This is a genomic window from Lentzea sp. NPDC059081 (assembly GCF_042738015.1).
GTDB lineage: Bacteria > Actinomycetota > Actinomycetes > Mycobacteriales > Pseudonocardiaceae > Lentzea.
This window is the reverse complement of the sequence record NZ_JBHYGW010000002.1, coordinates 180,379-193,091: the sequence shown is the minus strand read 5'-3', so window position 1 is coordinate 193,091 and position 12,713 is coordinate 180,379. Positions and strand designations below refer to the sequence as shown.

General features: G+C 67.7%; 12 protein-coding genes. All 12 read left to right on the top strand.

The annotated features are described in order from the left end of the window. The first annotated feature begins 41 nt into the window (after positions 1–41). Entirely contained in the window at positions 42–1,379 is a 1,338-nt protein-coding gene (locus tag ACFWV3_RS05425; protein ID WP_382408556.1) for an ABC transporter substrate-binding protein, read from the top strand. Then, on the top strand, positions 1,380–2,237 hold the full coding sequence (locus ACFWV3_RS05420; protein ID WP_382408554.1) for a carbohydrate ABC transporter permease: 858 nt from the start codon (positions 1,380–1,382) through the stop codon (positions 2,235–2,237). Beyond that, positions 2,234–3,067, top strand: coding sequence for a carbohydrate ABC transporter permease (locus tag ACFWV3_RS05415; RefSeq protein ID WP_382408551.1), 834 nt, complete (start codon positions 2,234–2,236; stop codon positions 3,065–3,067). The genes ACFWV3_RS05420 and ACFWV3_RS05415 overlap by 4 nt, the downstream gene beginning before the upstream one ends. 11 nt (positions 3,068–3,078) lie before the next feature. Next, positions 3,079–4,557 carry a glycoside hydrolase family 13 protein gene (locus ACFWV3_RS05410; protein WP_382408549.1) on the top strand — a complete coding sequence of 493 codons (1,479 nt, stop codon included), beginning with the start codon at positions 3,079–3,081 and terminating at the stop codon, positions 4,555–4,557. Positions 4,558–4,874: 317 nt separating this feature from the next. Next, positions 4,875–5,636: a DeoR/GlpR family DNA-binding transcription regulator gene (locus ACFWV3_RS05405; protein ID WP_382408547.1), complete on the top strand. Its 762-nt coding sequence runs from the start codon at positions 4,875–4,877 to the stop codon at positions 5,634–5,636. Positions 5,637–5,810: 174 nt separating this feature from the next. Further along, the gene (locus ACFWV3_RS05400) at positions 5,811–7,049 is read left to right on the top strand and encodes an ABC transporter substrate-binding protein (protein ID WP_382408545.1); all 1,239 of its coding nucleotides are present in this window, start codon (positions 5,811–5,813) and stop codon (positions 7,047–7,049) included. A 13-nt stretch (positions 7,050–7,062) separates the two neighbouring features. Then, the gene (locus tag ACFWV3_RS05395; RefSeq protein WP_382408543.1) at positions 7,063–7,992 is read left to right on the top strand and encodes a carbohydrate ABC transporter permease; all 930 of its coding nucleotides are present in this window, start codon (positions 7,063–7,065) and stop codon (positions 7,990–7,992) included. Next, positions 7,989–8,804, top strand: a complete 816-nt coding sequence (locus tag ACFWV3_RS05390) for a carbohydrate ABC transporter permease (protein ID WP_382408541.1) — start codon at positions 7,989–7,991, stop codon at positions 8,802–8,804. The genes ACFWV3_RS05395 and ACFWV3_RS05390 overlap by 4 nt, the downstream gene beginning before the upstream one ends. Then, a complete protein-coding gene (locus ACFWV3_RS05385) occupies positions 8,801–9,790 on the top strand; it encodes a zinc-dependent alcohol dehydrogenase family protein (RefSeq protein ID WP_382408539.1) in 990 nt (329 codons plus the stop codon). The genes ACFWV3_RS05390 and ACFWV3_RS05385 overlap by 4 nt, the downstream gene beginning before the upstream one ends. A 119-nt stretch (positions 9,791–9,909) precedes the next feature. Continuing rightward, positions 9,910–10,134: a hypothetical protein gene (locus ACFWV3_RS05380; RefSeq protein ID WP_382408537.1), complete on the top strand. Its 225-nt coding sequence runs from the start codon at positions 9,910–9,912 to the stop codon at positions 10,132–10,134. Further along, positions 10,113–11,987: a sensor histidine kinase gene (locus tag ACFWV3_RS05375; RefSeq protein ID WP_382408535.1), complete on the top strand. Its 1,875-nt coding sequence runs from the start codon at positions 10,113–10,115 to the stop codon at positions 11,985–11,987. Before ACFWV3_RS05380 ends, ACFWV3_RS05375 begins: the two co-directional genes overlap by 22 nt. Then, a complete protein-coding gene (locus tag ACFWV3_RS05370) occupies positions 11,987–12,643 on the top strand; it encodes a response regulator (RefSeq protein ID WP_382408533.1) in 657 nt (218 codons plus the stop codon). Before ACFWV3_RS05375 ends, ACFWV3_RS05370 begins: the two co-directional genes overlap by 1 nt. Positions 12,644–12,713: the final 70 nt, after the last annotated feature.

The following is a 12,713-nucleotide window of genomic DNA, read 5'->3' as shown; positions in this document are numbered from 1 at the left end:
CGCCGTCACATCGACGCGCTCGCGAGAAGGGCGGCCCCACCATGAAGAAGTCCGCTGCCGTGCTGATTGGCGGTGTCCTGGCGCTAAGCACCGTCGGCTGTGGGAGCGGTTCCACGACCGAGCCGGGCGGCAAGGTCCAGATCAACGTCAACGGCCAGCCGCCGCAGACCCAGGCGTTCGACCGCAAGGTGTTCGACGAGGACGTCGCCGAGTTCGAGGCGGCGAACCCGGACATCGACCTCGTGCCCCACGAGGGGTTCATGGACCCGAAGACGTTCAGCGCCAAGCTCGCCGGTGGCCAGCTGGAGGACGTCTTCTACGTCTACTTCACCGACCCCGCGGCCCTCATCGCCCGCAAGCAGGCCGCCGACCTCACCGACTACGTGAAGGACGTCCCGCACTACGGGGACATCAAGCAGGAGCTCAAGGACGTCTTCACGGTCGACGGCAAGGTCTACGGCCTGCCCACCGCCAACTACACGATGGGCCTGCTCTACAGCCGCACCAACTTCACCAAGGCCGGCCTCGACCCGAACTCGCCGCCGAAGACGTGGGACGAGGTGCGCGCAGCCGCCAAGAAGCTCAAGGACGCCGGCGTCACCGGGTTCGCCGAGTACAGCAAGAGCAACCAGGGCGGCTGGCACTTCACCACGTGGATGAAGTCCGTCGGCGGGGACATCGCGAGGAAGGACGGCGACAAGTTCGTCGCCGACTTCAACAACGACAAGGGCAGGGAAGTCCTCCGCAGGCTCAAGGAGATGCGCTGGGACGACGGCTCCATGGGCGAGAAGCAGCTCCTGGAGATCGGCGACGTGCAGAACATGATGGGCGCGGGCCAGCTCGGCATGTACCTCGCCGCGCCCGACAACGTCGCCGCGATCGTCAACCAGTTCAAGGGCAAGTACGACGACTACGGACTGGCCGCGATCCCGGAGCAGAAGGGCACCCTGCTCGGCGGCGAGGGTTACATGGTCAACCCCAAGGCCTCGCCCGACAAGATCAAGGCCGGCCTCAAGTGGATCCAGTGGAAGTACCTGAACCCGGACCGCCTCGAGAAGAACCTGCAGACCTACAAGGACCGCGGCCAGCCCGTCGGCCTGCCGATCCCGCCGATCGCCGACGTCTGGACCGGTGAGCCGCGCCAGAAGCAGGAAGAGCTCAAGGGCAAGTACGCCACCATGCCGGTGCAGAACTTCCAGGCCTACGTGGACGGTTCCGAGAAGACCAAGGGCTCGCTCGAACCGCCGCAGGCCCAGCAGGTCTACGCGATCCTCGACAGCGTGGTGCAGGCGACGCTGACGAACAAGGACGCGGACCACGCGACCCTGCTCAAGGACGCGGAGACCAAGGTCAACGCCGTCCTGGCGCAGGTGAAGTGAGTGCGGCGCCACGTCACCGCGTACGGCTTCCTGAGTGCCGCGCTGGTCGTCTTCGCGGTGTTCTCCTGGTACCCGATCGTGCGCGGGGTGGTCCTGAGCTTCCAGCAGGTCAACTTCGTCACGAGCCCCGACTGGGTGGGCTGGGAGAACTTCGAGCGGCTCTTCGCGGACCCGCTGTTCGGGGTGGCGTGGCGCAACACGTTCTACTTCACGGTCCTGGCGATGCTGATCGGGTTCGGCGTCCCGTTCCTCACCGCCGTGGTGCTCAACGAGCTGCGGCACGCGAAGGGCTACTTCCGCCTGCTGGTCTACCTGCCGGTGATGCTGCCGCCGGTGGTGACCGCGTTGCTGTGGAAGTGGTTCTACGACCCGGGACCCGGTCTGTTCAACTCCGTCCTGCGAGGACTCGGGCTGCCGACGTCCCAGTGGCTCGACTCCAGCGGCACCAGCATGATCAGCCTCGTGCTCGTGATCACCTGGGCGAACATGGGCGCGGCGACGCTGATCTACCTGGCGGCGCTGCAGACCATCCCCGGTGAGCTCTACGAGGCGGCGGACCTGGACGGCGCCGGGATCGTCAGGAAGGTCTGGCACGTCACGATCCCGCAGACCAAGTTCGTGATCCTGATGCTGTTGCTGCTGCAGGTCGTCGCGACCATGCAGATCTTCACCGAGCCGTTCATCATGACCGGCGGCGGACCGGAGGAGTCCACGGTCACCGTGCTGCTCCTGCTCTACCGGTACGCCTTCTACTACAACGACTTCGGCACCGCGAGCGCGCTGAGCCTGATCCTCTTCGCGGTGCTCGGCGTCTTCTCCTTCCTCTACCTCAAGCTCACCAGGAAGGCCGATGCATGAGGACGCTGACGAAGGGCACCGGCCCGCTCTACTGGGTCGTCCTGACGGTCACGCTCGTCGCGTTCACGGCGGCGTTCCTGCTCCCGCTGGTCTGGGTGCTGCTCGGCGCGTTCAAACCGCCGGCGGAACTGGCCCAGCAGCCGCCGACGATCCTGCCGGAGACGTGGGAACCGGGCGCGTACGCCGACGCCTGGAACTACATGGACCTCGGCCGGTTCTTCCTCAACACGTTCGTCGTCGCGATCGGCGCGTGGGCCGTGCAGATGGCGGTGATCGTCCCGGCGGCCTACGCGTTGTCCAAGCTGCGGCCGTGGGGCGGCAACGTCGTCATGGGCCTGATGCTGGCCACGCTGATGCTGCCGTCGACGGCGGTGCTGGTGCCGGTGTACCTCACGCTCACCGACCTCGGCCTGCTCAACAACCCGGCGGGCATCTGGCTGCCCGCCGCGGCGAACGCGCTCAACGTCTACCTGCTCAAGCGGTTCTTCGACCAGATCCCCGAGGAACTGCTGGAGGCGGCCAGGATCGACGGCGCGAGCACGTGGACGACCCTGGTCAGAGTGGTCCTGCCGATCTCCCGGCCCATCCTCGCCGTCGTGTCGATCTTCGCGGTCGTGGCGGCGTGGAAGGACTTCATCTGGCCGTTGCTCGTGTTCCCCGACCCGGCGAAGCAGACGCTCAGCGTCGCGCTGCAACGCTTCGCCCCCGACACCCCGATCAACCTCCTGCTCGCGGGCCTCGTGCTGGCGAGCCTGCCGATGGTGGCGCTGTTCCTGGCGTTCCAGCGGCACATCCTCGCGGGGCTCACCGCGGGCGGCGTGAAAGGCTGAAAGGACACCCGATGAGTTGGTGGCGCAACGCATCCATCTACCAGGTCTACCTGCGCAGCTTCGCGGACGGCAACGGCGACGGCATCGGCGACATCGCCGGCCTGCGCGCCAGGCTCCAGCACATCGCGAGCCTCGGCTTCGACGCGATCTGGCTGAACCCGTGGTACCCGAGCCCGCTCGCCGACGGCGGCTACGACGTGGCGGACTACCGCGACATCGAGCCGGTGTTCGGGTCGCTCGCCGACGCCGAGAAGCTCATCGCGGACGCGCACGGCCTGGGCATCCGGATCATCATCGACCTCGTCCCGAACCACTGCAGCGACCAGCACCCGTGGTTCAAGGACGGTCTCTGGGACCGCTTCCACATCCGCGACACCGAGGAGATCCCCAACGACTGGCAGTCGCGCTTCGGCGGCCCCGCGTGGAGCAAGCTCGACGACGGCCGCTGGTACCTGCACCTCTACGCCGCCGAGCAGCCGGACTTCAACTGGGAGAACCCGGTCGTCCACGACGAGTTCGAGGACATCCTGCGGTTCTGGCTCGACCGCGGGGTGGACGGGTTCCGCATCGACGTCGCGGACGGGCTGGTCAAGGACTTCGCCAAGCCCGACGCCGACCTCCCCTACTCCGACCAGGACGGCGTGCACGACATCTACCGGCGGTGGCGCCAGATCGTCGACGAGTACGACGGCGACCGCATCCTCGTCGGCGAGATGTGGCTGCCGGACCCGGAGCGGTTCGCCCGGTACCTGCGCCAGGACGAGATGCACAGCGCGTTCAACTTCGACTTCCTCTGCTGCCCCTGGAACGCCGGGGAGCTCAGGAAGGTCGTCGACAGCACGCTGGCCGCGCACGAACCGGTCGGCGCGCCGCCCACCTGGGTGCTGTCCAACCACGACGTCACGAGGCACGTGACCCGCTACGGCCGCGAGAAGACCGGGTTCTCGTTCGCGGACCGGCAGCACGGCGCCCCGACCGACTTCGAGCTGGGCACGCGCCGGGCCCGCGCCGCGATCATGCTCACGGCCGCGCTGCCCGGTGGCGTCTACGTCTACCAGGGCGAGGAGCTGGGCCTCTGGGAGGTCGAGGACCTGCCGGACGAGCTGCGCGAGGACCCGGTGTGGCACCGCTCGGGCTTCACCGACCGGGGCCGCGACGGCTGCCGCGTGCCGCTCCCCTGGTCCGCGGAGGACGGCCCGAGCTGGCTGCCGCAGCCGGAGAGCTGGCAGCGGTTCTCGGTCGCCGCCCAGACCGACGACCCCGCGTCGATGCTCGCCCTGTACCGCGAGGTGTTCGCCCAGCGGCGCGGGATCAGCGGTGACCTGGAGTGGCTCGACCTCGGCGAGGACGTGCTGGCGTTCAAGCGGAACGACCGCACGTGCGTCGTCAACCTGTCGGAGGAGGCGATCGACCTGCCCGCCACGCCAACGTTGTCAAGCATCCCGCTGACCGACGGCAAGCTGCCGCCGGACGCCGCGGCCTGGCTGTAGGTGTCGGAAAAGCTCTCGGGGGTGGCCGCAGCCGCCCCCAAGAGCTTTTTCGTGCCCGCCTGTTCCCGCGGGTGTACGTCTCAATTCGCCCGTTCCACCGAATTCAGCACCGGTCTGGCGGCCATCCGGGCACCGGGACGGCGCAAATCGGGCATGCCCGGTCCGGGCGACCTGCGTGAACGACCCGTCACGCACTGCGAAGCGGGCGAAAATCGGGCAGGATTCCAGCTGGTTGTGGTGCCGACCACATTGTTTCCAAGGTGTTTCATCTATGCACGGCCCGAACGGGCAACCCGAGAGCCGAGTGGGCAGGTGACATGCGAGCCGAAGAACGCAAACGCCGCATCCTGGCCAGGGCCCGCGCCGACGGCCGCGTCGACGTGGTGGAGATGGCGCAGGAACTGCGCGTCGCGCCCGAAACGGTCAGGCGCGACCTGCGCGTCCTCGACGAGCACGGCCTGGTCCGCCGCACGCACGGCGGCGCGATCCCGGTCGAGAGCGCCGGCTTCGAGACCGGTCTGAGGTTCCGGGCCGGGTCGCACGTGCCGGAGAAGCGGCGGATCGCCAAGGCCGCCGCCGAACGGCTCGACGACGCCGAGACCGTGTTCATCGACGAGGGCTACACCCCGCAGCTCGTCGCGGAGGCGTTGCCCACGACCAACCCGCTCACGATCATCACCGCGTCGCTGCCGACCGCGGCGGCGATGTCCGAGCACCCGTCGTGCACCGTCCTGCTGCTGGGCGGCCGGGTCCGCGGACACACGCTGGCCACGGTGGACCACTGGACCACGAGGATGCTGGGCGAGATGGTGATCGACCTCGCCTACATCGGTGCCAACGGCATCTCCCGCGAGCACGGGCTCACCACACCCGACCCGGCGGTCGGCGCGGTGAAGTCCAGGGCGCTCAGCGCGTCCCGGCGAAAGATCTTCGTCGGCACGCACACGAAGTTCGGCGTGTCCAGCTTCCACCGGTTCGCCGAGGTCTCCGATCTGGAGGCGGTAGTCACCGACAGCGGCCTCACTGCCCATGAGGCTCACCGCTACACCCTTCTGGGCCCCAAGGTCATCAGAGCCTGAGATCCCTCCCCTTCGGGCACGATCCCCCACTTCACCGCGCCCGAAAACCCTTGAAAGGAACCGACGATGTCGTCGATTCGCACACCTCTCCGCGCATTCGGGGCCGCCACCGCCGTGTTGCTGCTCGCATCCGCTTGTTCGGGCGCCGGCGGCGGGGGTGGTGGTGAGAACTCGGTGAACGTGCTGATGGTGAACAACCCGCAGATGCAGGACCTGCAGAAGCTCACCGCGGACAACTTCACCAAGGACACGGGCATCAAGGTGAACTTCACCGTGCTGCCGGAGAACGACGTCCGCGACAAGATCAGCCAGGACTTCTCCAGCCAGGCCGGGCAGTACGACGTGGCGACGATCTCCAACTACGAGACGCCCATGTACGCCAAGAACGGCTGGCTCGCGCCGATGGACGACTTCGTGTCCAAGGACAGCGGGTTCGACCAGGCCGACATCCTGGAGCCGATCAAGCAGTCGCTGACCGCCGCCGACGGCAAGGTGTACGCGCAGCCGTTCTACGGCGAGTCGTCGTTCCTCATGTACCGCAAGGACATCTTCGAGGCCAAGGGCGTCACGCTGCCCGAGAAGCCGACCTGGCAGCAGGTCGCCGAGGCCGCTCAGAAGGTCGCGACGCCCGAGGTCCGCGGCATCTGCCTGCGCGGCCAGCCGGGCTGGGGCCAGGTCATGGCGCCGCTCACGACGGTCGTCAACACCTTCGGCGGCACGTGGTTCACCAAGGACTGGCAGGCGCAGGTCAACGCGCCGGAGTTCAAGGAGGCCACCAAGTTCTACGTCGACCTCGTCCGCAACTACGGCGAGGCGGGCGCTCCGCAGGCCGGGTTCGCCGAGTGCCTGAACAACATGACGCAGGGCAAGGTCGCGATGTGGTACGACGCGACTGTCGCCGCCGGCCTGCTCGAGGCCAGCGACTCCCCGGTCAAGGGCAAGCTCGGCTTCACCCAGGCGCCGGTCGTGAAGACCGACAGCTCCGGCTGGCTCTACACGTGGGCGTTCGGCATCCAGAAGGCCTCCAAGAAGCAGGAGAACGCCTGGAAGTTCGTCTCGTGGGCGTCGGGCAAGGGCTACGAGGAGCTCGTCGGCAAGAACCTCGGCTGGTCGAAGGTGCCGGACGGCAAGCGTTCGTCGACCTACCAGCGCGCCGAGTACAAGCAGTCGTCCGGCTCGTTCTCCGCGATGGCCGAGGCCGCGATCAAGGGCGCGAAGCCGCTCAACCCCGGTGTGCAGGAGCGTCCGGCCCCCGGCATCCAGTTCGTCGGCATCCCCGAGTTCACCGACCTGGGCACCCAGGTGTCGCAGCAGATCAGCTCCGCCATCGCCGGCGCTGTGACGGTCGACGACGCGCTGAACAACGGCCAGGGACTCGCAGAGAAGGTCGCCGCGAAGTACAAGGGCCAGTGACGGGAGCCTGGACATGGCTGTCATAGAGCGGGAGCGGGCGGCAGTGGACCGCCCGCCCCCCGTCCCCCGCAAGCAGTACAAGAAGTGGTCGACGCGGGCGCCGCTCCTGCCCGCGTTGATCTTCCTGATCATCGTGACGCAGCTGCCGTTCGTCGCGACGCTCGTCATCTCGTTCATGAAGTGGAACTCGCTGGACCCGACCAACCGCGGGTTCGCCGGGATCGACAACTACGTGAACGTGTTCACCGACCCCGACCTGCGCTCCTCGGTCGTCAACACGATCGTGCTCACGGCCTCGGTCGTGATCATCAGCCTGGTGCTCGGGCTGGGGCTCGCGTTGCTGCTCGACAAGAAGTTCGCGGGGCGCGGGTTCGTGCGCACGCTGCTGATCGCGCCGTTCCTCGTGGTCCCGGTCGCGGCGGCGCTGATCTGGAAGCACGTGCTCTACAACCCGGAGTACGGCCTGTTCAACGGCATCCTGAACTGGCTGGGCTTCGACGCCCAGCCGGACTGGATCAGCAACATGCCGATGAGCGCCGTGGTGCTGTCGCTGGTGTGGCAGTGGACGCCGTTCATGATGCTGATCCTGCTGGCGGGGTTGCAGTCGAAGCCGATCGAACCCGTCGAGGCGGCGACGATCGACGGCGCGTCGCCGTTCCAGATCTTCCGGTACCTGACGTTCCCGCACCTGCGCCAGTACCTGGAGCTCGGCGGCCTGCTCGGCTCGATCTACATCGTGCAGAACTTCGACGCGGTCTTCACGATCACGTCCGGTGGCCTGGGCACGGCGAACCTGCCGTACATGATCTACCAGACCTTCTACCAGGCGCACGAGTACGGCGAGGCGTCCGCGGCCGGCGTGATCGTGGTGGCGGGCTCGATGGTCATCGCCACGTTCGCGTTGCGCACGGTGTCCTCGCTGTTCAAGGAGGAGAAGCGATGAGCACCCAATGGGTCAAGCACGCCTGGGGTGTGCTCGCCTGGCTCGCCGGTCTCGTGTTCTTCGCGCCGGTGGCGTGGATGGTCCTGACGTCGCTGCACAGCGAGTCGGACGCGGCGACGAACCCGCCGTCGCTCACCGCGCCGCTGACGCTCGACGGCTACGCGGAGTTCTTCGACGCGGGCGCGTGGCCTCCGCTGATCAACTCGTTCAGCGCCTCGATCGGGTCGACGATCATCGTGCTGCTGCTGGCGATCCCGGCCGCGTACGCGTTGTCGATCAAGCCGGTGGAGAAGTGGACGGACGTCCTGTTCTTCTTCCTCTCCACCAAGATGATGCCGGTCGTCGCGGCGCTGCTGCCGATCTACCTGATCGCGCAGTTCGCCGGGATGCTCGACAACATCTCGTTCCTCACGCTGCTGTACTGCTCGATGAACCTGCCGATCGCGGTGTGGCTCATGCGGTCGTTCCTGTCCGAGGTCCCCAAGGAGATCCTCGAGGCGGCGTCGATCGACGGCGCGGGTCTGCTCACGATCCTGCGCAGGGTGGTGGCGCCGATCGCGATGCCCGGCATCGCGGCGACGGCGTTGATCTGCTTCATCTTCAGCTGGAACGAGCTGCTCTTCGCACGGGTGCTCACCGGTGTCGTCGCCGGCACCGCGCCCGTGTACCTGACCGGGTTCGTCACGTCGCAGGGCCTCTTCCTGGCCAAGGTCTGCGCCGCGGCGGTCGTGGTGTCTCTGCCGGTGCTGATCGCCGGGTTCGCCGCCCAGGACAAGCTCGTCCAGGGCCTCTCGTTGGGAGCAGTCAAGTGAAAGCAGCAGTGATCACCGGCGTCGGTTCCGTCGAAGTGACCACTGTGGACGACCCCACGTGCGGTCCCCGCGAAGTGGTCGTGAAGGTGGCGGCCTGCGGTCTGTGCGGCACGGACCTCCACATCCTGCAGGGCGAGTTCGCGCCCACCCTGCCGGTCGTTCCCGGTCACGAGTTCGCCGGCACGGTCGTCGAGATCGGCTCGCAGGTGAACGAGGTCGCGGTCGGCGACCGCGTGGCCGTCGACCCGTCGCTCTACTGCTACGAGTGCCGGATGTGCCGGTCCGGCAAGAACAACCTGTGCGAGCGCTGGGCCGCCATCGGCGTCACGACGTCCGGCGGCGCGGCGGAGTTCGCGAAGGCCCCCGTGGCCAACTGCGTGAAGCTGCCGGACCACGTGCGGACCGAGGACGCGGCGCTCATCGAGCCGCTGTCGTGCGCGGTGCGCGGCTACGACGTGCTGCGGTCGCAGATGGCGTCGCGAGTGCTGATCTACGGCTCGGGCACGATGGGCCTGATGATGCTGCAGCTCGGCAAGCTCACCGGCGCGTCGTCGATCGAGGTCGTCGACCTGAACCCGGAGCGGCTGGAGACGGCGAAGCAGCTCGGCGTCACGGCCGTGGCGGCGACGCCGGACGAGCTCGACCGGCCGCAGGGCTGGGACGTCGTCATCGACGCCACCGGCAACGAGAAGGCCATCCAGGACGGGCTGAACCGGGTCGCGAAGGGCGGCACGTTCCTCCAGTTCGGCGTCTCGGACTACTCGGCTCGCGTGACCATCGAGCCGTACAAGATCTACAACCAGGAGATCACCATCACCGGCTCGATGGCGGTGCTGCACTCGTTCGAACGGGCGGCGGACCTCTTCGCGACCGGAGTGCTGGACCCCGAGATCTTCATCAGCGACAGGGTGCCCCTGGACGACTACGCAGGGGCGTTGGACCAGTTCAAGGCCGGTAAGGGTCGCAAGATCCAGGTCCTGCCGTGACCTGATCCGAGAAAGTTCTCGGACGTTCGTGGGCACTCGTGTATCCAGACGAGTGCCCACGACTCTTTTCGGGCATGTCGAAGTCCGGGCAGAAAGTGGTACCGCCGTACTTTTCGCACATGTCCGACGAAGAGCTCCTCGCCTGGTACGCGGAGCTTCAGGCGCGGGCGATGAACCCGCAGCCTGGGGACGTCGATTTCGACCACGTCCACAAGGCAGCCGAACCGGTGTCCGTCGACCAGCTGCGTCAGCGCATCATGACGTTCCAGGGCTGGCCGGGCGGCATCTCCACCCTCGACGACGGTTCGCCGTTCCACAACCTGTGGCACTGGCTCAGCGACTGACGCGGCCCGAGGTCGTCCTCGCCCGTGTCGTGGGTGCGCTGGTGGCCGCGTGTGTGCTCTTCGCCGTCGTGCACACCGCGGCCACCGGCGTGGTCTCGCATCCGCGGAACTGGCTGGTCGCGTTCGCCTGCACCCTGCTCGGGGTGCGGGTGATCGGTCACGTCCGCAGGTCGGCCGTCGGGTGGCTGCTGCTGGTCATGGGCCTGTTCGGCGGCATCGCCGTCGCGGTCGCCGGCCAGCCGGAGGACAACCCCGCCCGGTGGATCGAGGCGTGGGTCTGGTGGCCCACCTACGCTTTGTTGCCCGCCGTGGCACTCGTCTTCCCCAACGGCAAGCCGTTGAGCAGCCGCTGGTGGGTCGCTATCGGTGCGTCGTTGTTCAGCGCTGTCCTCGGAGCCGTGGGGATCGCATGGGCGTCGTGGGCTGATCCGGCCGACTACTGGCAGTCCAGTGGTGGCGGGCTCGCCAAGACGCTGACGTTGATCGCCGTGCTGTCGGCCGGGGTCGCCGTGATCGCGGCTGTCGTGTCGTTGTTCCTGCGGTGGCGACGCGCTGAGGGCGACGAACGCCGTCTGCTCGTGTGGGCGTTCGCGTTGCTGGCGTTGGCCGTCGTGGCGACTGTCGTGGAGACGACGGACGGGCACGTTGCGTGGATCATCGGTGTGCTGGCGTTTCCCACTGCTGCTGTGATCGCCATCGTGCGGTACGGGCTGTACGACATCAGCCTGCTCATCCACCGGTCGTTGCTCTACGGCTCGCTCACGGTCGTACTGCTGCTCGTGTACTTGGGCGTGATGGTCGGTGCGGGTGAGCTGTTCACCAACGACGCCGAGGTCATCGGTGTTGTGGCGGCGGGGTTGGCGTTCGCGCCGATCCGCACGTGGGTGCAGCGCCGGCTCGACCGGTGGTTGTACGGCGAGCGCGCCGATCCCTATAGCGCTTTGTCGACACTGAGCGAGAAGCTCGAACGCTCCCAGGACGTGCTGCCGACGGTCGCCCAGACCGTCGCCGAGTCGTTGAAGCTGCCGTACGTGGCGATCCGCGGTGGGTCGGTGCTCGCCGAGCACGGGCGCAGTCGTGGATGGCCGCAGCTGCGTTTTCCCATGACGTACAGGGGTTCTTCGGTCGGTGACCTCGTCGTCGAGCCTCGGGCGCCTGATGAGCGGTTGAGCGACCGTGAGCTGAGTCTGCTCGTGGACCTCGCACGTTCTACTGCTCCGGCCGCGCAGTCCATCAAGCTCACGGCTGACCTCCAACTTGCGCGCGAACGGCTCGTGCGTGCGCGCGAAGAAGAACGCCTGCGGTTGCGACGCGACCTGCACGACGGCGTCGGACCGGCGTTGGTCGGCATTCGCTTGCAGCTCAGGGCTTTGCGCCGATCGTTGGGTGACGTGCTCGACCCCGTACTGGGCGACGTCGACACCACGGCCGTGGAAGTGCGTCGGCTCGTTGACGGTCTACGGCCACCGATCCTCGACCAGGGCTTGGCTTTGGCCGTGCGCGATGAAGCCGCACGGTTCAACGGCGAGCTACGGGTCGAGGTGAACGCCGAACAGATCGACGGGCTCTCCGCCGCCGTCGAGGTCGCGGCCTACCGGATCGTCGCGGAGGCGTTGACCAACACCGCACGGCATTCCGGCGCCACGACGTGCGCGATCACCGTGCGCACCGACGGTGACCTGGTCGTCGAGATCGTGGACGACGGGTGTGGCGTGGCCGTCGATTCCAAGCCGGGTGTCGGGTTGGACTCGATGCGAGAACGCTGCGCGGAACTGGGTGGATCGTGCACAGTGGGACCCGCGGAACCACACGGCACTCGGGTGGTGGCGCGCATCCCGTTGGAGGCCCAGTAGTGGACGGCACAGTGACGCGGGTCGTGATCGCGGACGACCACCCGGTGTTCCGGCGCGGGCTGAAGGCGTTGCTGGACGGCGAGGACGGCCTCTCCGTCGTGGGCGAGGCGGCCGACGGACTGTCGGCCGTGTCGGTGGCTTTGGACTCGGAACCCGACGTCGTCGTGATGGACCTGCACATGCCCGGTCTCGGCGGTGTCGACGCGGCGAAGCGGATCCTCGAGGTGCTGCCGCGGGTCGGGGTCCTCGTGCTGACCATGCACGAGGACGACGAGCTGGTCTTCGCCGCGATGAAGGCCGGCGCCCGCGGCTACCTGGTCAAGACGACCGACGACGACGAGATCGTGCGCGCCGTGCAGGCCATAGGAGCCGGCGAGGCGATCTTCAGCGCCACCATCGCCCAGCGCATGATGGGCTACTTCACCGCGATCTCGTCGTCCAAGGCCGTGGTGTTCCCGCAGCTCACCGACCGCGAACGCGACGTGCTGGAGCTGATGGCGTCCGGCCTCGACAACGCGTCGATCGCCCTGCGGCTGAGCCTGTCGGGCAAGACCGTGCGCAACCGCGTGTCCGCGATCTTCGCCAAGCTCCAGGTGGCCGACCGCGCCCAGGCGATAGTGCGCGCCCGCGAAGCCGGTCTGGGAAGTCCCCGCTAGTTCGGGACAGCGGTCACCTGACGGCGGGACAGGTCCCCGAGTTGGATCGGCGGTATCCGCCGAAGGGGGC

Bases quoted from the DNA above. Each gene is read 5' to 3' on its own strand.
- ACFWV3_RS05410 (WP_382408549.1), top strand. From the start codon at position 3,079: ATGAGTTGGTGGCGCAACGCATCCATCTACCAGGTCTACCTGCGCAGC.
- ACFWV3_RS05415 (WP_382408551.1), top strand. From the start codon at position 2,234: ATGAGGACGCTGACGAAGGGCACCGGCCCGCTCTACTGGGTCGTCCTG.
- ACFWV3_RS05425 (WP_382408556.1), top strand. From the start codon at position 42: ATGAAGAAGTCCGCTGCCGTGCTGATTGGCGGTGTCCTGGCGCTAAGC.
- ACFWV3_RS05405 (WP_382408547.1), top strand. From the start codon at position 4,875: ATGCGAGCCGAAGAACGCAAACGCCGCATCCTGGCCAGGGCCCGCGCC.
- ACFWV3_RS05395 (WP_382408543.1), top strand. From the start codon at position 7,063: ATGGCTGTCATAGAGCGGGAGCGGGCGGCAGTGGACCGCCCGCCCCCC.
- ACFWV3_RS05390 (WP_382408541.1), top strand. From the start codon at position 7,989: ATGAGCACCCAATGGGTCAAGCACGCCTGGGGTGTGCTCGCCTGGCTC.
- ACFWV3_RS05380 (WP_382408537.1), top strand. From the start codon at position 9,910: ATGTCCGACGAAGAGCTCCTCGCCTGGTACGCGGAGCTTCAGGCGCGG.